This is a genomic window from Microcoleus sp. AR_TQ3_B6 (genome assembly GCF_036702785.1).
Classification (GTDB): domain Bacteria; phylum Cyanobacteriota; class Cyanobacteriia; order Cyanobacteriales; family Microcoleaceae; genus Microcoleus.
This window is the reverse complement of sequence record NZ_JAUBVJ010000053.1, coordinates 1-23,025: the sequence shown is the minus strand read 5'-3', so window position 1 is coordinate 23,025 and position 23,025 is coordinate 1. Positions and strand designations below refer to the sequence as shown.

The following is a 23,025-nucleotide window of genomic DNA, read 5'->3' as shown; positions in this document are numbered from 1 at the left end:
CCCAAATCGTAACTATGGACGTTAGTAGAGAAAAAGCGCCAACTGCACAAGAGACGTTCATGCAGATGGCTCAAGCTGCGGGTTTACGAGGCCGCATCCTCGTAACCATTGGCTTACTGATTTTAGTCCGCCTGGGTGTCCACTTGCCAGTCCCCGGCATCGATCGAGTCGCCTTTGCCGAAAACGTCCAAAATAGCCCTTTAATTGGCTTTCTGGATTTGTTCTCAGGAGGCGGCTTGTCAGCTTTGGGGATTTTCGCACTGGGGATTTTGCCCTACATTAATGCTTCAATTATTGTGCAACTTCTAACTGCGGCTCTGCCAAGCTTAGAAGAGTTGCAGAAAAATGAAGGAGAAGCAGGGCGACGCAAAATTTCTCAAATTACTCGCTACGTTTCTTTAGGCTGGGCAATTCTGCAAAGTGTTGGCATTGCGATTTGGGTCAGCCCTTTTGCTCAATCTCCAGCGCCTTTATTCATAGCACAAACTGCTTTGGCTCTGACGGCAGGCTCAATGTTTGTAATGTGGATATCGGAAGTGGTGACGGAGCGGGGCATCGGGAACGGAGCGTCGCTGCTGATCTTTATCAACATTGTGTCGGTTTTGCCGCGTTCTTTGGGGCAAACTTTTGAATTGGCTCAAAGTGGGGACACGCAGGTTGTCGGCCGTGTAGTCGTTCTGCTGCTGGTCTTTTTGGTGACGATTGTCGGGATTGTTTTTGTTCAGGAAGGTACTCGCCGCATTCCGATTATTTCGGCCCGCCGCCAAGTCGGCCGCAAAGTTTATCGGGAGAGCCGGAGCTATCTGCCCCTGCGCTTAAATCAAGGTGGAGTGATGCCGATTATTTTTGCATCTTCGGTTTTGATTGTGCCTTCTTTCCTCGCTCAGTCTCTCAATAACCCGTTTTTGGTTCAAGTTGCTAATGTTTTAAGTCCGAACGGACCGACTCCTTGGGCTTACGCGCTGTTTTATCTGACTTTGATTCTGTTCTTCAGCTATTTCTACGCTTCGTTGATTGTCAACCCCGTAGATATGTCTCAGAACTTGAAGAAAATGGGCGCCAGCATTCCTGGAATTCGTCCGGGTCAGAAAACCAGCGATTATGTGGAAAAGGTTTTGAACCGTTTGACTTTCTTGGGAGCGATATTTCTCGGTCTGGTCGCCATTGTACCAACTGCTGTAGAAAGCGCGATCGGCGTGCAAACTTTTAGAGGGTTTGGTGCAACTTCCCTACTGATTCTAGTAGGTGTGGCGATCGAAACTGCCAAGCAAATTCAAACTTACGTCATCTCCCAGCGATATGAAGGAATGGTGAAGTAATCGCAATGCAATTGATTTTTATGGGGCCTCCGGGGGCGGGAAAGGGAACTCAGGCTCAGATCTTAGCCGCTCTCTGGAAAATACCCCACATTTCGACGGGTGACATCCTCCGCGCCTGCGTGGTGGCGAAAACTGCCTTGGGTCTAAAGGCGAAAGCCTACATGGATGCTGGTGAGTTGGTTCCCGACGAGTTATTGATGGATATCGTCCAAGAACGCATGAATGAACCAGATGCTAGTGCAGGCTGGATTCTGGATGGCTTTCCCCGTACTGTGGCACAGGCAGCGTTTTTTGACAAACTGCTTTGTGATGTTGGTACTGAGGGAAGTAAGTCTGGTAATGACTGCGCTATCAGAGCTGTCAATTTGGACGTACCTGACCATGTTTTGGTGACTCGCCTGCTGTCACGCGGCCGCCAAGATGACAATGAGGAGACAATCCGCCGCCGGTTGCAAGTTTATCGCGAGCAAACTGAGCCTTTGATTGAGTTTTACAGATCCCGCGAACAGTTAGTTGCGGTTGATGGCGATCGATCGATGGAATTAGTCACCGCAGAACTGCAACAAACTCTCTCGGGCAACTCTTGAACCCTCTCAATACAGCTTGTTACTCACAAGCTTTTGCTAAGATATGTTAACTAGGAGCTTTTTGTGCTATCAGGTTTTGTGAGGGTTGCTAGAGACCGGATTGAACTCGATACTAATTGCCACAACTTTACTCAAGTAAAGCTAAAGCAAGCAGTTGGTTGAGTCAAAAAGTCGCTCGAGTCGCCCGAATTCTTGACCTTCCGTTTGACCTCTACCAGTAAATAGGTTTTGAGGCCCAGCAGCGGGATACTCCTAGTTAATCAAATGTAGAGTTGAGGTAAATACCAAATTGTCTAAGCAAGATTTAATTGAAATGGAAGGGACAGTGACGGAATCCCTTCCGAATGCGATGTTTCGCGTTGACCTAGATAATGGGTTTAACGTGCTGGCTCACATTTCCGGAAAGATCCGCCGCAACTACATCAAAATTCTGCCTGGCGATCGCGTCAAAGTCGAATTGACTCCCTACGACTTGACCAAAGGCAGGATTACTTATCGCCTTCGGAAAAAATAGGCTTAGATAAAACTTTCTAAAAACTAATTCTAAGTTTAATTAGAGAGAATTTGGTAAAAAGCGTCAATTTTATGCTATAATGCTACGTTTGTAGTGTTGCCGAGAAGGGCGTCAACAACCCACCGGTGTACCGGGTTAAGTCATTGCTACGCCGTAAAAGTATCCCTCGCCAACACTGTGGCGCAGGCGAACTTTACCCCAGCAATGGAAGTGGGTGCAAGCGGGCTCCTTCATGAAACAACCCGCACTTTATACAATTTAATCGAGGAGAGGTCTACACCTTGCCCAGCCTCTCCTCCCACCGCTCTACGGGCAGTCCCAGCGTGCCTGCTCTCCGGTAGAGCGGGGTTCTCCAGGCAGGAAGAAAGATGAAAGTTCGAGCATCTGTCAAAAAAATTTGTGAGAAATGTCGCGTCATCCGCCGTCGCGGTCGAGTGATGGTGATATGCACTAACCCGAAACACAAACAACGCCAAGGTTAGAAAAAAAGAAGATTGGGCACTGCACGCAGGTGCATCCTAATTGAACATTGTAGCCAAACAGGAAAACTAGGGAGACAAAAAGTGTGGCACGGATTGCCGGGGTAGACCTTCCACGCGATAAGCGCGTCGAAATAGGTCTGACATACATTTACGGAATAGGCTTGTCGCGGGCCCAAAAAATTATCGCTGCAACAGGCGTAAATCCTGACACTCGCGTCAAGGATTTAACAGAGGCCGACGTGACAGCTCTGCGGACTCATGTAGAAACCACATACCAAATCGAAGGAGACCTCCGGCGCTGGGAGTCAATGAACATCAAGCGCCTGATGGACATCGGAACTTATCGGGGTCGCCGTCACCGTTTGGGCCTGCCGGTGCGGGGACAACGAACCCGTACCAACGCCAGAACCCGTCGTGGCGTCCGCCGAACAGTTGCGGGCAAGAAAAAGGCACCTTCCAAGAAGTAACATCTTTTTGGGAAAAATACGCTGGGGGCTGCTGGCTCCTAGCGCTTCGGAACATTAGTTGAGAGAAACGTTAAAGAGACTAATATGGCGCGACAACAAACAGGCAAGAAATCTGGTGCAAAAAAGCAGAAACGGAATGTACCCAATGGGGTAGGCTACATCCAGTCTACCTTTAACAACACGATTGTAACTATTACCGACCTCAACGGCGAAGTAATATCCTGGGCCTCGGCAGGTTCGAGCGGTTTTAAAGGAGCTAAGAAGGGGACTCCCTTTGCAGCTCAAACAGCAGCAGAAAGTGCTGCCCGCAGAGCCAACGACCAAGGAATGCGCCAAATAGAAGTAATGGTGAGCGGGCCCGGAGCAGGTCGAGAAACTGCAATTCGCGCGCTGCAAGGGGCGGGACTGGAAATCACCCTGATTAGAGATGTTACCCCAATTCCTCACAACGGCTGTCGCCCTCCCAAGCGACGTAGAGTCTAAAACGATTTGAGATTTTAGATTTTAGATTTTGGATAATGGCTAACTGCTTAAAGTCAAAAACTAATGGTTCTAACTGTTGCCCCGTCCATCCAAAATCCGAAATCCGTTCAGGGGTATGCTCTGCAATCTAAAATCCAAAATCAAAAATCCAAAGTGGAAAAGGGAGGTCACTCCGTGGCGCAGTTTCAAATTGAATGTATAGAGTCTAACACTGACAAAGACCGCAGTCAGTACGGAAAATTTGTCCTGGAACCGCTCGATCGCGGTCAGGGAACAACTGTTGGGAATGCGCTTCGGCGAGTTCTGCTGTCAAATTTGGAAGGAACGGCAGTAACTTCCGTCCGAATCGCGGGCGTCAATCACGAGTTTGCCACGATCGAAGGGGTACGTGAGGATGTTCTAGAAATTCTCCTGAACATGAAAGAGGTCGTCCTCAAAACTCATTCTCAGCAGCCGCAAATCGGCAGGTTGCGGATTGAGGGACCCGTCACCGTTACGGCCGATCGATTCGATTTGCCCTCAGAGGTGGAATTGATCGATCGCTCCCAGTACATTGCAACTCTCTCGCCCGGCTCAGTTCTAGAAATGGAATTCAGAATTGAAAAAGGCATCGGATACCGAGCAGTAGACCGCAGTCGCGATGATGGGTCGGCTTTGGATTTTCTCCAAATTGACGCCATCTTTATGCCGATTCGCAGAGTCAACTACAGCGTGGAAGATGCTCGGGTAGGCGGGACGGTCGAGAAAGACCGGCTGATTATGGAAATCTGGACTGATGGCAGCGTGACTCCTCAAGAAGCTTTGAGTCAATCTGCCCACATCCTGGTAGATTTATTTGCACCTCTCAAAGACATCACGCAAGATTCTCTCAAACCAGAGTATCCCGGTGAAGCCGATCCTACCAGCCAAATTCCGATCGAAGAATTGCAGTTGTCCGTCCGGGCTTACAACTGTCTCAAGCGGGCTCAGATCAACTCAGTCGCAGACTTATTGGATTATACCCAAGAAGACTTGCTCGAGATCAAGAATTTCGGGCAGAAGTCCGCAGAAGAAGTGATTGAAGCTTTACAAAAACGCTTGGGCATTACCTTGCCACAGGAAAAATCAGCTAAAAGTTAATCAACGGGTAACGGGTAAAAAAGTTCTGAATTTTAAGTAGGTGAGTTTTTAAGTTAAAGAATTCACCCCCCGAGTTCGCAGACTATCTATCCCGGCGCCCAATTACCAATTACCAATTACCAACTGCTATGCGTCACCGCTGTCGCGTTCCCCAACTCAGCAAACCGGCTGACCAGCGCCGCGCCCTACTGCGCTCGCTGACCACCGAATTAATCCGCCACGGTAAAATCACGACCACTCTCGCCCGCGCCAAAGCGCTGCGCTCAGAGGCGGACAGGATGATTACCCTGGCCAAAGATGGCTCGTTGGCCGCTCGCCGCCAAGCTATGGGCTATATCTACGATAAACAGTTAGTACACGCCTTGTTTGAGGGGGCACAAGAACGGTACGGCTCGCGCAACGGGGGCTACACCCGCGTAGTACGAACTGTCCCCCGTCAAGGAGACAATTCCTCCATGGCGATCGTTGAACTGGTTTAATTCAATTTTGGGTTGGAGATTTGTGATTTATGACTGACAATCCAAAATCCCCAACCGACAATCCCCAATCGATACAGCGCGTTGCTCTGGTGATCCAATACCTCGGCACTAACTTTCACGGTTGGCAGCGACAGCCGAACCAGCGTACAGTACAAGAAGAAATTGAAACAGCAATATCGACTGTTCTGGAACGCCCGGTAACGCTGCACGCTGCCGGGAGAACTGACGCGGGAGTTCACGCCGCTGCTCAAGTAGCCCATTTTGACGCCCCGGGTCCAATTCCGGCTCACCGCTGGGCAAGCGTTCTCAACTCTCGACTGGCAAAAGATATTTTAATTCGAGCTTCGGCAAAGGTGGAACCTACCTGGCACGCTCGGTTCTCAGCCAGTTGGCGGCGCTATCGCTACACCCTTTATACAGACCCGACCCCTAATTTATTTGTGCGTCCTTTTGCATGGCACTGCTACCGGGCCCCTGTGGATGAATCTTTGATTCAGACAGCTTTGACACCGCTAATCGGGCGGCATCACCTGGCTGCTTTCCACCGCGCGGGTTCTGCCCGCCCCCATTCCTGGGTGGACGTGCAAGCGGCCGAGTGTCAGCGTTCTGGGCCTCTTATCTATATTGAGGTTCAGGCGAGCGGGTTTCTGTACGGGATGATGCGGCTGCTGGTGGGGTTGCTGGTGCAGGTGGGTTGCGGGGAAAGGCCGATCGACAATTTCACAGATATCTGGGTCAACGAACGCCGAGAAATGGTAAAATATGCCGCTCCCGCTCAAGGTTTGTGTCTGCTGCGGGTTGGCTATTCAGAATTTCCCTTTCCCCCAGATGTCTGGTACGACACTCAGCCAAAATTAGTCATTAGTCATTAGTCATTAGTCATTAGTCATTAGTCATTAGGTAACTACTAATAAAAAACTAAGGACAACTAACAATTAAAAACTGACAACTGACAACTGACAACTGACAACTAACAACAGTTAACAGTTAATAGACAACTAAGAACAAACAATGAACAAAACTTACGTCCCTACTCAAGACTCCCTAGAGCACAAGTGGTACGTGGTCGATGCCGCCGACCAGCGGCTGGGCCGTCTGGCAACTGAAGTTGCCATGTACCTCCGGGGGAAACACAAACCGACTTACACTCCTTCTATGGATACCGGCGACTTCGTAATAGTCATCAATGCTGACAAAATCGCTGTTACTGGCAAAAAACGCACCCAGAAAATCTACCGCCGCCATTCTGGAAGACCGGGCGGCATGAAAACAGAAACTTTTGCAAAATTGCAAGCACGTTTGCCCGAAAGAATTGTGGAAGAAGCTATACGAGGAATGCTGCCTCACACTTCTTTGGGCAGACAACTGTTTACTAAACTGAAGGTGTACGCTGGCCCCAACCACCCGCACCAAGCTCAAAAACCAGAAGAATTAATTGTTCACACGATTCCGGGAGGAAATGAGTAATGCAAGCAACAGATACATCCGGTCGCGCTGTGTACTGGGGTACAGGCCGCCGCAAGCGTTCCGTAGCGCGGGTGCGCTTGGTTCCCGGCACTGGCATACTGACTGTCAATGGTAAAGAGGGGGATTTGTACCTGCAATTCAACCCTACTTATTTGGCTCTCGCTAAGGCCCCTCTGGAAACTTTGGGTCTGGAAAATGAGTACGACATTTTGGTAAAAGTCGAAGGCGGTGGCTTGACAGGTCAGGCTGACTCGATTCGCTTGGGTGTCGCTAGAGCTCTTTGTCAATTAGACCCGGACAACCGCAAGCCTCTGAAGACTGAGGGCTATTTGACTCGCGACCCGCGGGCAAAAGAACGGAAAAAGTACGGTTTGCGGAAAGCTCGCAAAGCTCCTCAATACTCTAAGCGGTAATCGAGGGAAGAAGGAAGAAGGAAGAAGGAAGAAGGAACCAGGAAAAGGCAAAAATTATCTATCCAGATTTTACCTGCCTTTTTTTTGAAGTTTATTTCCGATTCCTGATTCCTGGTTCCAACAGATATAAGGCAAAATTCGTGCTGTTGTTGGTATACAAGTCCTGCGGCAGCTAAAATGGTTGTAAAGTCAAAAATTAGAGAGTAAAAAACAATGGCAAAAGATGGAATTCACCCTGAGTGGTATCCCGAATCTCAGGTTTATTGCAACGGGGAACTTGTGATGACTGTGGGTTCAACTAGACCAAAGCTTCAAGTTGATGTCTGGTCGGGAAATCATCCTTTTTATACTGGCACTCAGAAGATTATTGATACTGAAGGTCGTGTGGAGCGCTTTATGCGGAAATATGGCATGAGCGAGGTAGAAATGCCGAAGGCAGATGCTTCCTCTGGACCGCTGAAAATGGAAGATCCGAAAGCAGATGCTTCTAAGGCTGCTGCTAAAGGCAAAAAGAAGAAGTAGCCGGATTGTCATTTGTCCGCAGTTTGTTGAGAGTAGTTCTTTCTACTGGCAACTTACCGCCCTCGGATTTTAGATTTTAGATTGAAGAATTGCTGCGGCTGGCAGTAGAGTTCGATCGACATTCTATGCTAACTGCTCTTGAGTTCTAAAATCTAAAATCTAAAATCTAAAATCGATCCGCCCTCGGATTGGAGAGTTTAGATTGAAGAATTGCTACGGCTGGCAGTTGAGATCGATAGAGATTCTATCCCAACTGTTCTTCAAATCTAAAATCTAAAATCTAAAATCTAAAATCTAAAATCGATTGACAAAGGACAACTGACAATGGCTGAATCTTATTTGCTGGATAAATTGAAGTCGGTAGAGCAAACTTTTAATGAGTTGACTCGCCGCATGGCTGACCCGGATGTGGCTAGGGACAATCAAGAGTTTCAACGGGTAGCGAAAGCTCGATCGTCCTTGGAGGAAGTGGTCGATACTTTTGCTCTGTGGAAAACCACTCAGGAAGATTTGGTGGGCGCGCGACAGGTTCTCAAGGAAGCCGCGGGCGATCGAGATATGCAAGAAATGGCTGCGCTGGAAGTTCAGGAACTTGAGGCGAAGCTGGAGAATTTGGAAAGTCGTTTGAAGGTTTTGCTGCTCCCCCGCGACCCGAACGATGACAAGAATATTATGCTGGAAATTCGGGCGGGTACTGGCGGAGATGAGGCTAGTATTTGGGCGGGAGATTTGCTGCGGCTGTATACCCGTTACGCTCAAACTCAAGGCTGGCAGGTGAAGTTGGTGAGCGAGTCGCTGGCAGAAATGGGCGGCTTTAAAGAGGTGATTCTGGAAATTACAGGCGACAGCGTTTACAGCAAGCTGAAGTTTGAGGCTGGAGTACACCGGGTGCAGCGAGTGCCTGTGACTGAGGCTGGCGGCCGGGTGCATACTTCGACGGCGACGGTGGCTGTGATGCCCGAGGTGGATGATGTGGAGATTCACATCGATCCGAAGGATATTGAGATGAGCACGGCTCGATCGGGCGGCGCTGGCGGTCAAAACGTGAACAAGGTGGAAACTGCTGCGGATTTGTTTCACAAGCCGACGGGAATTAGGATTTTCTGTACTGAGGAGCGCAGTCAGTTGCAGAATAAGGAGCGGGCGATGCAGATTTTGCGGGCTAAGCTCTATGAGATGAAGTTGCGGGAGCAGCAGGATGAGGTGAAGTCGCGGCGTTTGGCTCAGGTTGGTACTGGTTCGCGATCGGAGAAGATCCGCACCTACAACTATAAGGACAATCGGGCTACGGACCACCGTTTGGGGGAGAATTTCTCGCTCAATAGTGTTTTGGAAGGGGATATTGAGGGGATTATTCAAACTTGCATTTCTCAGGACCAGCAGGAACGTTTGGCTGAGTTGGCTGCTTCTACTAATTGATGGAGTGATGGGGGGCTAGGCGCATTGTTTGCTCAGCCTCAGTTCCCTTGTTACGCGGGAGATATGGTTGAGTAGGGCTTCCCAAATTGCATCGGCGATCGCCACTGGATATTTGAAATGTTCGAGGTCGTATTGTACAATGACTTCTAGGGGTGCTAGGATTTGCTGGTTTCGACAACTGGCAATTGCTGCGATCGCCTCTTGTTGCCATCTGGCAAATAGTCGGTAGCTGAAAAAGGAACTGCATTTTTGTCCTTTCTTGTTCAGGTAAACAACTATTACCTGATGTTGTTTGGGGTAGACTTTGACTATGCGGTTGACGGGCATTCTTAGGGCTTCGGCTGCTTCTTTTTTGGAGATTTGCCAGCATAGGGGTTTTAGCCAACCGGAGGCTGTAAGGCTTTGACGTGTATGGCGTGTCTTGCGAGTCATTTGGCTCTCCCCGAGGGATGATAAATAGAATTAGAACTATAAAAGTATTTACAGAATAACTGGTAAATTTTTAGCTGTCAAGCACGAAAGACAAATTTGTTGGTAGATAAGTAAACTAGGAGTTGTGTTTATCTGGTGACTAATACTGTGGACTCAGAAGCTAAGAAAAAACTGAGCGAAGTTGTGAAGCTAGCCCGTGGCGACCTGAGTTTTAGCGCTTTTGGTAGGCTATTGGGAGTCTCTGGTGCTGCTGTTCAGTATTGGGAAAAAGGACAGGTTCTCCCGGATACGAAAAATTTGACTCAGATTGCGGCAAGAGCGGGCTTTACGATGGAAGAGTTAATGGCTCATCTCGAAGGTAAGCCAATGCCGGAACCTATTAATACCAATGAGTTGCTTAAGAAAATTCAATGTATGCCGATTAGTGAGTTAGCAGTGATTGGTAGAGCCGTGATGGATAGGCTCGCTGCTGCTGCTGAGTCTTCTGGGTAAGGACAGTTGATGTACAGAGACCTGTTTACTTGTAGGTAAGGTCGAGTAGCTTGTAAGTCGTGAACATCCAAAATAGACAAAAACTTAGTGAAATCATCAAAACTGCTCGTGGAACAATGAGTCAGCGAGCGTTTGGTAGGCTTTTGGGCGTTTCCGCTACTGCTGTTCAGCTTTGGGAAAGGGGCGATACGGTTCCTGATACTGAAAACTTGGCTAAGCTCGCTGCCAGAGCTGGTTATTCGATGGAAGAACTTCTGAGATTTTTGGATGGGAAGCCAGTTTCAGCTCCCTTAGATATTCAAGATATTGTCAATAAAATTAGGTTCTTGCCTCTGAGTCAGGTGGCGCTAATTGGCAAAGCTGTCGCGGAGAGATTCGCTGCGTCGGCTGAGGCTGCTGGGGAATGAGTTAGGATCGATCGCGATCGCCCGTTTTGCAGAAGTAGATCCCGATCGCCCTTAAAAATTTCCACAACTCGTGCATATCACAAATCGAGTAATTTGTCAAGGCAAAATCTACTTTGTTACGAAGTGCGATCGCCCTTATGCAGTTACGCACTCCAAGCAAAGAAACCGGGTTTTTTACCGAATCTGCGGGATACAACGCGTCTTATCGTAAAAAACCCGGTTTCTGGGCGCCTATGCGATCGCCCTTATGAAAAAACCACTCGCCCTATCCCTGACTCAATATGTCTAAAAACTCTTGGACAATGCGATCGGGTTCTTCTGTGCATCTGTTAGCGTCGCAGTAGTGGATGATGCTGATACCGTGAGATGCAAACAGGCGATCGCGCGTTTCATCCTTTTCTGTATCGGGATGCGATATTTCCAGAATACCCCATTTGCCTTGGTGGAATATGAGGAAATCTGGTTCTTGGTTTTGTCTACCTGCGGGTGTTGTGAGGCGGGCTTTGGAGTTGGGGAAAAAGAGGGTGTTTGTGCGATCGAGGGCTTCGGCTATTTTTACTTGTTCTTGGCTGTGAAAGCGCAAATCATTCCAGTGATAAATCCGTTCTTCTATGCTCGACAAAGTTCCCTCGTTATCTGCGTCTTCAGCCTTGATAATTTCATCGGATACTGTATGATAATCAGATAAAATTGCACCGTGTAAATCTGCTGATGAATCTGATTCACTTAAGTTGGCGAATGATAGTTTTGCTCCGCTTAAGTTAGCACCGCTGAGATTAACTCCAATAACTTGAGTTCGATGTAATGTCACTTGATGTCGCCGCAAGTATCGTTTTATAACTGCTTTAATATTGTTTTTTTTTACTTTTTCGTCAAAAGCTTCTGAGAGTAACTTCCAGAGTTTATAGCCAGCGGCTTTAATATATTCATCATCATATTTAGAAAATTTAGCAATTTCCTCATAAGACTGCCTGCCTTCCCAGCACTGTTTGAAGATTAGCTCTTGCACGTCGTTTAACTGTTCGTCGTCCTCTAGGACTGTTTCGACAATGGCGAGAGCTTCATCCACAGTCATGGGTTAAATCCTCTTAAAGGTAGTGTCCGAATTGAGGTTGTGCTGGTAGGGATTGTGGCATTTTGCCTGTGTGTTCACCTTACTCTGGGTAGATTTTAGCACATTTTTTAAGAGGTTGCTACTTTTGATCACTATTTATTACTTTTTGTCACTGTAAATGTCATCCAGAGTTGGTAAGCTGATTTCAATAAAAAACACTCAACAAAAGGGATATAAGGAGAACGATTGTGGAACAGTGGATTAACTTCGAGCAATCTTTAAATCAGCGATTAAATTGCGAAGATTTAGACGAACAACAGAATAAAGCCAAAAATTTCTCGCTTAAAGGTCATTCTTTAGTTCGAGGCGTTGCAGGTTCTGGTAAGTCATTAGTATTGCGAAATCGTCTTGAAAAACTAATTGATGAGGGTTATAAGGATATTTTGGTATTGTGTTACAATCGCTTTATGAATCAATGGATTGATTCAATAATACGACAAAAAGGCTGGAGTTCAAACGTAGAGAGTCTAACTTTTCATAGGTGGGCTTATCGCATAGGGTATACTTATGAGTGGGATGAAAAGCCTGCAATGCGACGGCAAATTATTGATTTAGTTCAAAAGAACGCCAAAAATCGTTATCAAGCCATTTTAATTGATGAAGCTCAAGATTTTTATGATGAATGGTTTGTGGCGATGTTAGATGCCGTAAATCCCGATACAAACTCTATCTTTTTTGTCTATGACAACACTCAGTCAGTGTACGAAGGTCAGCAACATCGAACAAAGGAAAAATGGACTTGGAAGAATCTTGGATTTGAAGTCACGGGTCGTTCGCAAATATTTGATTTAAACTATAGAAACGCGCCAGAAATTATAGAATTAGCTTGGCAGTTTATATATCCTTATTTAGCTAGTGCTAATATGAAGATAGCTAAACGCTCAGAAGCTGGTGGTAAAATCGGTCATATTGTCGAACCACTCAAAAAGTCTTCTCGCAGTTCATCTATTAAGCCAATGCTTGTAAAAAGTGATATGTCTCCAGACAATATAGCTAAACAGGTTAAACTGGCATTGAGCAGTCATCCAGAATCTTCAATCGGAGTTTTATTGCATCCACAAGAGCTAAAATCCTTTAAATCAGAAATTAGTGAATGCTTGCGGAAATTGGGTGTTCCCAATCACGCTCCAATGCGTGCTCAAGACCGAGCTTATAACGTTGTAAACCGACCTTTCGTAATTGTAGATTCTTGGAATGCGCTGAAAGGAGTTGAGTTTGATGCTGTTATTATTGCTGGCGTTTACCAAGTGGAAAACTTGCCAGATGCTGATAAAGATTTTCAAGAAAAAGCAGGACTTTATACAGCAATAACAAGAGCAAAAGATCACGTAGTTATGTTATACCAAGATGAAACTCAAGTTGTGCAGCAACTTCAAAACATTTTGACAGCACCCGATGTTTTGGAGAGTGACTCAATGGTGAATGCTCAGGTTGCTTAGTGTGCAACATTAAGTCCTATGATAGTAGGACATTTCTTAACTTCATCTGATAACTTTTAAGTCCGCGCTCACTTCATTAACTGTACCTCGAAAGACCTTTCGAGATTGATAGTCTTGTTTTCCTTGTGCAATGTTAGCAGCAATTTCGGTGCGACGGCGATCGCTAAGTCTCCGGTGCATGATGACAAGTAAAGCAGTTTGTTCGTCTATAGACAATGTTTCGATCTCGTCTAAAATACTGTCAAATGTTGAGGTGTGCATGGTGAGTTAGGTTTTGTGGGGATGATGGCTGTCTTATTTTACTTGAGTTTAAGGGAATTTACTGAAGGGGATCACGAGTGCTTTATCAAGGGTTATGGATGACGTTCGTTCAACCAAATTGAACAATCATACTGTATCTACTTATAAATCCTCGCCCTCCAATTCAAATCCCTTCCACTCCATCATACTTTCAAAGATTCTCGCTGCTGCTCCCTAGTAGGCACTCCATAAGCAGTATAAGGCCTAACATCAGGCGGTTGAAGCCCCAAAACAATTGATTCGGCAGGAATTCCCGCTGCAACTAACTCCTCAGCAATCAGGCGATCGGTATTATTTGCTTGAATCCACACCTGACCGTCAATAATATCAATATGAATCACGCAATGGTGAATGCGCTGCTCGTTAAACCAACCTATATTTATTAACATATAACGGTCATTTTCCAAATCAAAAATTATTTATTTTGGATACCACTGTCAAAAACCGGAATCTCAGCGTATTCACTAAGGAGCGGCTTAACAAGTTGGCGATAATTATTTAAGCTATCCATTGTACTATTTCCTCTATTTTTTGCTTGAAAACAACCAAATTTAGGCGGTTATTATCTAGCAATATCTGACCAAAACTTTCTACTTCAAAAAGCTCTGTAAAAGCATTTAGTGGAATTGCCAGATACAGTTGTCTTTCTGATTCCGTCCGTTTTAAGATGTCATAGTAAAGAGTATATTGACCCAAAGCTTGCTCTAAATCTGCAATTCTAGACTCTCCGATCAAACTTTTAACTTCAACGGCTATCTTGCGATCGTTGTTCTCAGCAGCTAATAGCTGTTCGGCACCAAGATCGATAGGTTTCTATTCGTCCAAACCAAGGGATACGGATCGTAAGTAGTTGTCCAGCCAGCCTTAATCAGAGCCTGTTTGACAACTTGATGATAAATGTCTCTTGCTGGCACGATCGCTCTCTTTTGCTATCGAGGTTGACACTCACTATTATAATGTGCAGAAGTCTCAACCATTATTCGAGAAATTCAATCAGAAACAACACGATCGCCCGTTAGCGAAGCCCTCGAAGAGGATCGGCCCACCCAAATAGTCCTCAACCCACATCGAGGCCAGAAACCGGGTTTCTTCCTATATCTCTAGCCCAGAATCTGCGATTTTTCAGAGAAACCCGGTTTCTTCGCGTAACTCCTACCAAATCAAAATCTGGCAAGACGCTAAATATAATTAAAATTTGTTAAGATTAACTCGACCTCAGCGCCGGCATCCCATCCGCCGCTAAACCAGCCCTTCCCCAGTCCCCACAACAATGCTGCGACTCGAACACATCAGTAAAATTTACCCCACAGGCGTCGTACTCAAAGATGTCACCTGGGAAGTCAAGCCAGGCGATCGCATCGGCTTAGTAGGCGTCAACGGTGCCGGCAAATCCACCCAACTCAAAATCATCGCCGGCGAAATCGAACCCACCGCAGGCGAAGTCATTCGCCCCGCCAGCCTCCACATCGCCTACCTCTCCCAAGAATTTGAAGTAGATCCGACTCGCACCGTCAGAGAAGAATTTTGGCGCGCCTTCAGCGAAGCCAACGAAGTCCACGAATCCCTGATGCAAGTGCATCGAGACTTGGAAACCTCCACCCCAGAAAATCTCGACGAACTGATCCACAAAATGGACCGGCTGCAACGGCAATTTGAAGGCTTAAACGGCTACGGTTTAGAAGCCCAAATCGAGAAAATTCTGCCCGAAATCGGCTTTGAACCCGAAGACGGCGATCGATTAGTCAGCGCCTTCAGCGGCGGCTGGCAAATGCGGATGAGTTTGGGCAAAATTCTCCTCCAAAAACCCGACATCCTGCTGCTAGACGAACCTACCAACCACCTCGACTTAGAAACCATCGAATGGCTGGAAGTTTACCTCAAAGGGCTGACAACCCCAATGGTAATCGTATCCCATGACCGGGAATTTCTCGATCGGCTTTGCACCCAAATCGTCGAAACCGAACGCGGCGTTTCCACCACCTACCTCGGCAACTACTCCTCCTACCTGCTGCAAAAAGCAGAAGCCAGAGAAGCCCAACTCAGCGCCTACGAAAGCCAGCAAAAAGAACTCGAAAAACAGCAAGCATTCGTAGAAAAATTCCGCGCCAGCGCCACTCGCAGCACCCAAGCCAAAAGCCGCGAGAAACAGTTAGATAAAATCGAACGCATCGAAGCCCCCACCGGCGGATTAAAAACTTTGCATTTCCGCTTTCCCCCCGCACCCCGCAGCGGCCGCGAAGTAGCAATAATTGAAGATTTGGTGCACACCTACGGCGAAAAAATCCTATTTTTGGGAGCAGACTTATTAATTGAAAGGGGCGATCGCATAGCCTTTCTCGGCCCCAACGGCGCGGGCAAATCCACCCTGCTGCGGATGATTATGGGCTTGGAAAAGCCGACTGAAGGTACAGTCAAATTGGGAGGCCACAACGTCATCCCCGGTTACTTTGAACAGAATCAGGCAGAAGCCTTAGATTTGAATAAAAGCGTGATGCAAACGATTCACGACGAAGTACCCGACTGGAAAAATGAAGAAGTTCGGACTTTGTTGGGGCGATTCTTGTTTACCGGCGAAACAGTATTCAAACAAGTCGGCGCTTTGAGCGGCGGAGAAAAAGCCCGTCTGGCTTTAGCAAAGATGCTGTTGACTCCCGTGAATTTGCTAATTTTGGACGAACCGACAAATCACCTCGACATTCCGGCGAAAGAGATGATGGAAGAAGCGATTCAGAATTATGACGGTACCGTAATTATCGTTTCGCACGATCGCTATTTCATCTCCCAAGTCGCCAACAAAATAGTCGAAATCCGGGATGGAGAGTTTCGCACTTATTTGGGAGATTACCACTACTATCTGGATAAAATAGCCGAAGAAAAAGAGCTAGCAAGAATCGCCAAACTTGAAGCTGAAAAAGCGGCTAAAAAAGCCGAAAAAGAAGCCAAGAAAAAAGCAACAGCTAAGCAAAAATAAAGCGGCAGCGGTCGCAGATAAACCTTACATCTGCGTTTATCTGCGTTCATCTGCGGTTAGAAATAAAAAATCCCTATTTCTAACCCAAGACTCTATTAATCATCTGATTCGCCTGCGACTCATAACTTCCACCAAACAAATTAAAATGATTCAAAATGTGATATAAATTATATAAACTTTTCCGTCGCTCGTAGCCTCCATCCAATGACCAAACCTGATTATATCCCCGATAAAACAGCGCCGGAAACCCGCCAAACAACTCCGTCATCGCGATATCAACTTCTCTATCTCCAAAATAAGTTGCCGGGTCAAAAATCACCGGTTCCCCCGCAGATGTCACCCCCGCATTTCCCCCCCACAAATCCCCGTGAACTAGCGAGGGTTGAGGTTCATAACCAGCTAACAATTCAGGAATCATCTCTAATAAACGTTCCCCTTGCGGAAAATGACCGCCCCGACGCTTAGCCAATTTTAACTGATAACCAATCCGATGTTCTGCCCAAAATTCTGCCCAATTTGCCGTCCAATTATTAATTTGCACCGTTGAGCCGATCGTATTATTAATATCCCAACCAAAAACCTTCCCAAGCAAGGTAGAATTACGCTCTTCTCCCCCCCTTAGCAAGGGGGGGTTGGGGGGGGTATATTTGTGCATTGCCGCCAGTTTCCGCCCCATTTCTTCCCAAGCTCTCTCGCCCCCGCGGCTTCCCAAATCCAGCCATTCCAGCACAATATAAGCTGAATTCCCATCAGTTCCCCAGCAAATCGGCTCAGGTACTCGAATCGTCTGCGTTGCCCGCATTTGCTGCAAACCCAAAGCCTCGGCTTCAAACATCGCAATTTGGGAAGCTTGATTGATTTTCGCGAAGTAAGCGCGGGAACTGCTGCTAATAGAATAGCCTTGATTGATGCAGCCGCCGCTGACAGAATGGCGATGGTCAAGAGAAAATGTTTCTCCGGTTGTTTCAGAGATGTGCGCGGCAATTTTGTCCCACATAGCATCAAATCGTTTTGAGGGCGATCAAAATTAGTTTATATGACTGCCGACACTTTACTGTTCATATTTTTAGTTAATTTGCAGATATAATTTTCGCTCCGGGAACCAATAACTCACGCCACCCTCAAGTATTATATGGGTGGAACAGGGGTTAAGGGCGATCGTACAGGCTAAAGATTCAGCAATCTAAATTAGTCGGGAGACAACTCCTGCTCAGTCTCATCTCATGTGCAGTTAATTCATTCTGTGAGCAGCGAAAATCTCCCAAGGGCCGGTTGACGCCCGATCTTTGATTTCCCGCCATCAGCGGCGTAAACCCGCTCTGCCGACACAAAGAATGCGATCGGAAATACCCCTCTTCTGTCACTTAAAGCCGAGTATAATAGAACAAAATCTCTCAAACCTGAGCTGGGTCTATGGTTAAGCCTCGCCAAGCTGATTCAACCTTGAAATTGATTGATGAGTATTGTCGGTATTACAGAAATCTGTTTTCAGAAGTCAGAAGCTTTGAAGCTTTTACACACCTTCATGCGGGTATAATTTCTGATATTAAACGTAAGACACTACCAGCCATTGCAGAGATAATGGGGCTAGAAAATGCTCAAGGGCTGCATCACTTTCTTACCCAATCACCCTGGGAGGCTCAAGCCTTGAGAAGGCAAAGACTTGAATTAATTTTAAGAATTGTTAAAGATCGAAAAATCGTTATCATCATTGATGAAACAGGAGAGTAAAAAAAGGGAAAAGCTACCGATTATGTAGCTAGACAATATTTAGGGCGACTTGGAAAAATTGACAATGGCATAGTGGCTGTGGTGAGCTATGGTCTAGTAGATGGGTTAACTTTCCCATTAACATTTGAAATTTATAAACCTAAAGAACGACTTAAACTAAAGGATAGTTACCTAAGCAAACCCCAGATAGCCAGCCAGATGATTAGAGAAATTAAAGCGATGGGATTTGAAATAGACTGTGTTTTGGCTGATAGCTTGTATGGAGAAAGTACAAGTACATTCATTCGCTGTTTACAAGGATTAAATCTTCTATTTGCGCTCTGCGATTCGGAGTAATCACAGTGTGCGGTTGCTTCCAGAGCAAAGGGTTAGACCTAATAAAGGGTGTAAATTTGAGCGGAGCTTGGACGATGGGAACCGAGAAGTCCGCTATATTCGAGAAATTATTTATGGAAAAAAGAGAGCATTGCGTTACTGGGAAATCACAACAGATATAGAGACCCTTCCCGAAAACTCAACCTGGTATGTGATGACACAAATTCCGGGAGTCTTAGCTAAAGAAGTTGGGAATTTGTATGGAAATAGGACTTGGATTGAATATGGTTTTCGACAAAGTAAGAGTGAATTAGGATGGGCAGATTTCCGAGTTACGCAATATTCACAGATTGAAAAATGGTGGGAAATCGTTTGTAGTGCTTACCTGATGATCGGCCTCTATACTAGGGCTTGCTGAATAATCGATCGCATATTGCGTGGTCTGGGTTTCGATAGCGCGAGCGAGAAAAAAGTGCAAGATAAACAGGTAAAATAGGTCAAAACCCGTGCATCACCACCTGCGAACGTGTACAGAAAAGCTGAGCTTGCTACCCCCGCACCTTCCGACTTTGAACTCCCCTCCTGTGGAAAATTGTCACCAGATAACCGTTGGGTAAAAATGGCAGAACTTATCCCGTGGTCAGAATTTGAAGCAGAATATGCTAAAAACTTCCCCGAGCGAAATGGGCGCACCGGCGAAATCCTTTCGGATGGCGTTGGGGGCATTAATCATCAAAGAAAAACTCGGAATTAGCGATCGTCCAAGATTCGAACAAATCCGTGAAAACCCCTATCTGCAATACTTCATCGGTCAATCAAGCTACAGCAACGAACTCGCATTTGACCCATCACTCTTAGTACACTTTCGACGGGCTTATTAGTCCCAACCTAATTAATCAAGTGAACGAACGCATGGTCAAAAAAATGCGAGAAATCACTAAGCGTCAAACCCGAAAAAAAAATAATTCGGACGCCCAAAATGAGTTATCCAATAGATGCAAATTGATCGTAGATGCTCCCTCTGCCCCAGCCGACATTAGTTATCCGACCGACTTAGGACTATTAAACAGACCCAGAGTTCATACAGAAAAAATCATAGACATTCTGTATAAACAAATTAAATAAAAAACCACTACAAAACCAAGAACCTACCGTAATAAGGCCAGGAAAGACTACTTAGCAGTAGCCAAACAACGACGACCGACAAAAAAAAAATAAAGACAAGCAATTAAAAAACAACTTCAATACATCAAAAGAAACCTAGCTCATATTGAACAGCTAATCGATTCAGGTGCGAGCCGAGAAGGTCTGAATAAAAAGCAATATAAAACCAGGCTAGTTCTCACAGAAGTACCTCGTCAACAACAGTGGCTGTTTGACAACGTTCAACATAGTATTAAGGATAGAATAGTAAGTTTAAGTCAACCCCATATTCGTCCCATAGTCAGAGGAAAAACAGGGAAAAGCGTAGAATTGGGAGCCAAACTATCAGCCAGTGGTTTTGAAGGATATGTATTTTTAGACCGGATTAGCTGGGATAACTTTAACGCATCAGGGGACTTAAAAACATAAGTAGAAGCATATCATAAGTTCACAGGATACTATCGGTGAATCAGTTCATGTAGAGCGCATTTACCGTACAAGGGAAAACCGAGCATGGTGTCATGAAAAAGGAATTAGGCTGAGTGGACCGCCCCTAGGAAGACCGCCAGCAAACGTCAGTAAAGAAAAAAAGAAACAAGCCGCATATGATGAAAGAGTTAGAAATGCGATAGAGGGAAAGTTTGGGCAAAGCAAACGAAGATTCGGTCTGAACCCTTGTGATGGCAAAACTTGATAATACATCTGGTACAGTTATTGCAATTACTTTTTGACGTTGCTGAATTGAGGTATGATTAGGAAGCTTGCCGCTGGCAGTTCAGGTCGAATAGCCTTCAAATCAGAGTATCTAAATGATTACTTGAATATGGAATGGGAACGTCCGAGAATTTGAAATAGTAAATTAGTAAACGAATTGAATGTTTGAGCATTTCTTCGGATGCAAGAATAACAAAGAGTTTTTCTCTTCAATCGAGCCAGATCATGTCTGAGTCTTGTATTTTCACCTTCCACTCTGGTCATATAAGTTTTACAAATGATTTGGTCACCATCTGGAATAAACATGGGGTAAACTTTCCAACCGTCCGTTACATAAAAATAGCATCTCCATTGCTCAACCAGCTCCCATAAAGGTTTAAATGTTTGGGCACTATGGTCTCCTAAAACCCATCCTAAAATACCTGGTTTGAAGTGGTCTACTGCTGTCCATAACCACATTTTGTTTTTTTTTGACCCAATAAATGTTTCTAATTCATCTAGTTCTCCGACTTCGGGAATTGTGTCTGGTTCGTAAGCCTGTGGTAGAAGTCCTCCCACCTGTTTGACCCAATTAATTATTGTCGTATGATGAAGACCTTTGATTCTCTCTATCGCTCGAAAACCCATACCATTGACATACATTCTTAGACATTCATGCTTAACTCCTTGAGAGTAACCCTTATGGGGTTGGTAGCATTCTATGAATTGCCTACCACACTCAACACAAATATAATTCTGTTTGCCTTTTTTGTGTCCATTTTTATTTACATGAGTTGATTTACATTCAAGACATTTCATAGATTTAGATTTTTAGTTAATTGTTTTTGCAAATTTCTCTTTGAACTAATCATACCTTGTTTCAGCAACGCCAAAGTAGGCGTTGCTGAATTAGGGCTTGCTGAATAAGTGATCGCTTTCCCAAGAACAGGAGCGATCGATATATTCAAGCTCGATTTAAGATAAGGTTTTCCGGCGTTAAGACCCTCCCAATATAATTGGAGATTATCTTTAATCCAAAAACAGGTGTTGTTTTGCCCGTTCGACATAAAAACACACAAAAAACCTGGCGCAACCAGGTAGAAAGGTTCATTACTAAAAAAGTAATAGCAATAACTATTTCAGCAGTATTATCAAATTTTGCCATCACTCTATCCAGACTGAATCTTCGTTTACGCAAGTCCCAAATTTACCCTCAATTGCATTTCTAATTCTCTCATCTGACAAGGCTTGCTTCTTTTTTTCTTTACTGATTGTTGCTAGGGGTCTTCCCAAGGGCGGACCACTGATTCTAATACCTTTTTCTTTACACCATGCTCGGTTTTCTCTTGTACGATAAATACGATCGGCATGAACTGACTCTGGATAATATCCGGTGAACCTATGATATGCTTCTACTTGTGCTTTTAAGTCTCCTGATTCGTTGAAACAATTCCCATCACTCGGTGTAAGAACACATATCCCTCAAAGCAACTGGCTGATAGTTTAGCTCCAAACTCTACTTTTTTCCCTGTTTTTCCTTTGAGTATGGGACGGATATGGGGTTAACTTAAACTTACTATTCTCTGCTCAATACTCTGTTTATTGTTATCAAATAACCATTGCTGTTGGCGATATACTTCTGTGAGGAATAGTAGGGTTTTATATTGCTTTTTATTCAAACTTGTTCATGTCGCACCTAATTCTATTAGCTGTCCAAGATGAGCTAAATTTCTTTTGATATATTGGAGTTGTTTTTTAAGGCCTTGTCTTTTTTCTTTTGGGTGGCTCGTCTTTGTTTGCCTACTGCTAAGTAGTCTTTTCTCACTAGATTCCGGTAGGTTATTGGCTTTTTTTTGGCTTTGTATTTTAGAGATTTATAGAGAATATATAAAAATTTTTCTGTGTGAACTCGGGCTTCGTTTAATAGTCCTAAGTCAGTCGGATAGGTAATATCGGCGGGGGCGCAGGTCGCATCTACGAGCAACTTTCCTCGATTTTGTGACTCATTTTTGGAGTCCGAATCCTTTTTTTTTTCGGCTTTGTCTGCGGCGGTTTCTCGTATTTTTTTGACCATTCCTTCGTTCACTTTGTTAATTAAATTCCGACTAATCCGTTGTCTAAAGTGAACTAATAGTGATGGGTCAAATGGCAGCTCGTTACTGTAGCTTAATTGACCGATGAAGTATTGCAGATAGGGGTTTTAACGAATTTGTTCTACAGTTTCCCGATCGCTAATTCCGAGTTTTTCTTTGATAATTAATGCCCCCAACGCCATCCGAAAGGATTTGGCTGGTGCACCCATTTCGCTCGGGGAAGTTTTGAGCATATTCTGATTCAAATTCTGACCACGGTAATACTTGGGCCATCTTTACCCAACAATTATCTGGTGACAAGCTGCCTCCGAAGGGCAGTTCAAAGTCGGATGGGGGGCTTGGGGCAACCTCAGCTTTTTTGTACACGATCGCAGGTGTTAATGCACGGCTTTTGATCTATTTTAGCAGTTTTTCTTGCACCCTTCCACCTTTTTAGGGTCAGACAACTCATACAGTATTTACTTTTGCAACTGCTTCAGCAAGCCCGAATTAGGGTATGATAAATTTATAGTGCGAGCGCCAAAAAATAACACTTCAAAAAACCAAAAGCTTATGAAATGTCCTGAATGTCAGTCAACTCATGTCAATAAAAATGGTCAGAAGAAAGGTAAACAGAATTATATT

The 23,025-nt window shown here is 45.2% G+C and carries 25 protein-coding genes and 4 pseudogenes; 20 read left to right on the top strand and 9 right to left on the bottom strand.

From position 1 onward, the window contains the following. The first annotated feature begins 14 nt into the window (after positions 1-14). The 13 genes from secY (at position 15) to prfA (ending at position 9,271) form a co-directional block, all read left to right on the top strand. Positions 15-1,319, top strand: coding sequence for a preprotein translocase subunit SecY (secY, locus tag QUB56_RS22925; RefSeq protein ID WP_332958375.1), 1,305 nt, complete (start codon positions 15-17; stop codon positions 1,317-1,319). A 5-nt stretch (positions 1,320-1,324) separates the two neighbouring features. After that, complete coding sequence (locus QUB56_RS22920; protein ID WP_332958374.1) at positions 1,325-1,906, top strand: adenylate kinase; 582 nt, start codon at positions 1,325-1,327, stop codon at positions 1,904-1,906. A gap of 289 nt (positions 1,907-2,195) precedes the next feature. After that, complete coding sequence (gene infA, locus QUB56_RS22915; protein WP_006276978.1) at positions 2,196-2,420, top strand: translation initiation factor IF-1; 225 nt, start codon at positions 2,196-2,198, stop codon at positions 2,418-2,420. Positions 2,421-2,788: 368 nt separating this feature from the next. Continuing rightward, the gene (rpmJ, locus tag QUB56_RS22910) at positions 2,789-2,902 is read left to right on the top strand and encodes a 50S ribosomal protein L36 (protein WP_015178722.1); all 114 of its coding nucleotides are present in this window, start codon (positions 2,789-2,791) and stop codon (positions 2,900-2,902) included. Between the two features lie 83 nt (positions 2,903-2,985). Further along, positions 2,986-3,369 carry a 30S ribosomal protein S13 gene (rpsM, locus tag QUB56_RS22905; RefSeq protein ID WP_332958372.1) on the top strand — a complete coding sequence of 128 codons (384 nt, stop codon included), beginning with the start codon at positions 2,986-2,988 and terminating at the stop codon, positions 3,367-3,369. 84 nt (positions 3,370-3,453) lie between these two features. After that, positions 3,454-3,852, top strand: coding sequence for a 30S ribosomal protein S11 (gene rpsK / locus QUB56_RS22900; protein WP_006634980.1), 399 nt, complete (start codon positions 3,454-3,456; stop codon positions 3,850-3,852). Between the two features lie 174 nt (positions 3,853-4,026). Further along, on the top strand, positions 4,027-4,971 hold the full coding sequence (locus QUB56_RS22895; RefSeq protein WP_332958426.1) for a DNA-directed RNA polymerase subunit alpha: 945 nt from the start codon (positions 4,027-4,029) through the stop codon (positions 4,969-4,971). Between the two features lie 128 nt (positions 4,972-5,099). After that, positions 5,100-5,450: a 50S ribosomal protein L17 gene (gene rplQ / locus QUB56_RS22890; RefSeq protein WP_332958369.1), complete on the top strand. Its 351-nt coding sequence runs from the start codon at positions 5,100-5,102 to the stop codon at positions 5,448-5,450. 29 nt (positions 5,451-5,479) lie between these two features. Continuing rightward, positions 5,480-6,322: a tRNA pseudouridine(38-40) synthase TruA gene (truA, locus tag QUB56_RS22885; RefSeq protein ID WP_332958368.1), complete on the top strand. Its 843-nt coding sequence runs from the start codon at positions 5,480-5,482 to the stop codon at positions 6,320-6,322. 139 nt (positions 6,323-6,461) lie between these two features. Continuing rightward, complete coding sequence (gene rplM / locus QUB56_RS22880) at positions 6,462-6,917, top strand: 50S ribosomal protein L13 (RefSeq protein ID WP_015178725.1); 456 nt, start codon at positions 6,462-6,464, stop codon at positions 6,915-6,917. Then, positions 6,917-7,330, top strand: coding sequence for a 30S ribosomal protein S9 (gene rpsI / locus QUB56_RS22875; RefSeq protein WP_006634975.1), 414 nt, complete (start codon positions 6,917-6,919; stop codon positions 7,328-7,330). Before rplM ends, rpsI begins: the two co-directional genes overlap by 1 nt. Before the next feature lie 213 nt (positions 7,331-7,543). After that, positions 7,544-7,852: a 50S ribosomal protein L31 gene (rpmE, locus tag QUB56_RS22870; protein WP_332958366.1), complete on the top strand. Its 309-nt coding sequence runs from the start codon at positions 7,544-7,546 to the stop codon at positions 7,850-7,852. Positions 7,853-8,176: 324 nt separating this feature from the next. Continuing rightward, complete coding sequence (prfA, locus tag QUB56_RS22865) at positions 8,177-9,271, top strand: peptide chain release factor 1 (protein ID WP_332958364.1); 1,095 nt, start codon at positions 8,177-8,179, stop codon at positions 9,269-9,271. 15 nt (positions 9,272-9,286) lie between these two features. Here the strand turns inward: prfA and QUB56_RS22860 are convergent, their stop codons facing one another. Beyond that, positions 9,287-9,703, bottom strand: coding sequence for a hypothetical protein (locus QUB56_RS22860; RefSeq protein ID WP_332958363.1), 417 nt, complete (start codon positions 9,701-9,703; stop codon positions 9,287-9,289). Between the two features lie 135 nt (positions 9,704-9,838). On the opposite strand from QUB56_RS22860, the gene QUB56_RS22855 reads away from it, so the two are divergent. Continuing rightward, complete coding sequence (locus QUB56_RS22855; protein ID WP_332958362.1) at positions 9,839-10,195, top strand: helix-turn-helix transcriptional regulator; 357 nt, start codon at positions 9,839-9,841, stop codon at positions 10,193-10,195. Between the two features lie 116 nt (positions 10,196-10,311). Further along, complete coding sequence (locus tag QUB56_RS22850) at positions 10,312-10,602, top strand: helix-turn-helix transcriptional regulator (protein WP_332958361.1); 291 nt, start codon at positions 10,312-10,314, stop codon at positions 10,600-10,602. Between the two features lies 1 nt (position 10,603). Here QUB56_RS22850 and QUB56_RS22845 read toward each other — a convergent pair whose 3' ends face one another. Together QUB56_RS22845 and QUB56_RS22840 are read right to left on the bottom strand one after the other, a co-directional pair. Further along, entirely contained in the window at positions 10,604-10,753 is a 150-nt protein-coding gene (locus QUB56_RS22845; protein ID WP_332958359.1) for a hypothetical protein, read from the bottom strand. Between the two features lie 114 nt (positions 10,754-10,867). After that, complete coding sequence (locus tag QUB56_RS22840; protein ID WP_332958357.1) at positions 10,868-11,677, bottom strand: pentapeptide repeat-containing protein; 810 nt, start codon at positions 11,675-11,677, stop codon at positions 10,868-10,870. A gap of 227 nt (positions 11,678-11,904) precedes the next feature. Here QUB56_RS22840 and QUB56_RS22835 point away from each other — a divergent pair, with 227 nt between their 5' ends. Continuing rightward, complete coding sequence (locus tag QUB56_RS22835) at positions 11,905-13,155, top strand: UvrD-helicase domain-containing protein (RefSeq protein ID WP_332958356.1); 1,251 nt, start codon at positions 11,905-11,907, stop codon at positions 13,153-13,155. Positions 13,156-13,197: 42 nt separating this feature from the next. Here the strand turns inward: QUB56_RS22835 and QUB56_RS22830 are convergent, their stop codons facing one another. The 3 genes and pseudogenes from QUB56_RS22830 to QUB56_RS22820 all read right to left on the bottom strand — a co-directional run bounded on the left by QUB56_RS22830 (position 13,198) and on the right by QUB56_RS22820 (position 14,369). Further along, positions 13,198-13,416, bottom strand: coding sequence for a hypothetical protein (locus tag QUB56_RS22830; RefSeq protein ID WP_332958355.1), 219 nt, complete (start codon positions 13,414-13,416; stop codon positions 13,198-13,200). Between the two features lie 182 nt (positions 13,417-13,598). After that, the gene (locus QUB56_RS22825) at positions 13,599-13,844 is read right to left on the bottom strand and encodes a XisI protein (protein ID WP_332958354.1); all 246 of its coding nucleotides are present in this window, start codon (positions 13,842-13,844) and stop codon (positions 13,599-13,601) included. Between the two features lie 109 nt (positions 13,845-13,953). Next, positions 13,954-14,369, bottom strand: a pseudogene (locus QUB56_RS22820) (element excision factor XisH family protein). Positions 14,370-14,725: 356 nt separating this feature from the next. Here QUB56_RS22820 and QUB56_RS22815 point away from each other — a divergent pair. After that, a complete protein-coding gene (locus QUB56_RS22815) occupies positions 14,726-16,426 on the top strand; it encodes an ABC-F family ATP-binding cassette domain-containing protein (RefSeq protein WP_332958352.1) in 1,701 nt (566 codons plus the stop codon). A 79-nt stretch (positions 16,427-16,505) separates the two neighbouring features. Here the strand turns inward: QUB56_RS22815 and QUB56_RS22810 are convergent, their stop codons facing one another. Next, entirely contained in the window at positions 16,506-17,423 is a 918-nt protein-coding gene (locus QUB56_RS22810; protein WP_332958351.1) for a fructosamine kinase family protein, read from the bottom strand. 416 nt (positions 17,424-17,839) lie between these two features. Between QUB56_RS22810 and QUB56_RS22805 the strand changes: the two are divergent. Continuing rightward, a pseudogene (locus QUB56_RS22805) lies at positions 17,840-18,878 on the top strand (IS701 family transposase); the annotation flags it as partial. A gap of 120 nt (positions 18,879-18,998) precedes the next feature. Beyond that, positions 18,999-20,343 (top strand): annotated as a pseudogene (locus QUB56_RS22800) (IS5 family transposase); the annotation flags it as partial. Between the two features lie 63 nt (positions 20,344-20,406). Here the strand turns inward: QUB56_RS22800 and QUB56_RS22795 are convergent. Beyond that, positions 20,407-21,127 (bottom strand): IS1 family transposase gene (locus QUB56_RS22795; RefSeq protein ID WP_332958350.1). Its coding sequence is split into 2 segments (ribosomal slippage): positions 20,407-20,514 and positions 20,516-21,127, totalling 720 coding nucleotides; the frame shifts between segments, so codons are not numbered across the junction. Between the two features lie 145 nt (positions 21,128-21,272). Further along, positions 21,273-22,767: pseudogene (locus QUB56_RS22790) on the bottom strand (IS5 family transposase). A 186-nt stretch (positions 22,768-22,953) separates the two neighbouring features. Between QUB56_RS22790 and QUB56_RS37375 the strand changes: the two are divergent. Continuing rightward, on the top strand, positions 22,954-23,025 hold a 72-nt coding region (locus QUB56_RS37375; RefSeq protein ID WP_445243388.1), incomplete at its 3' end, for a transposase-like zinc-binding domain-containing protein.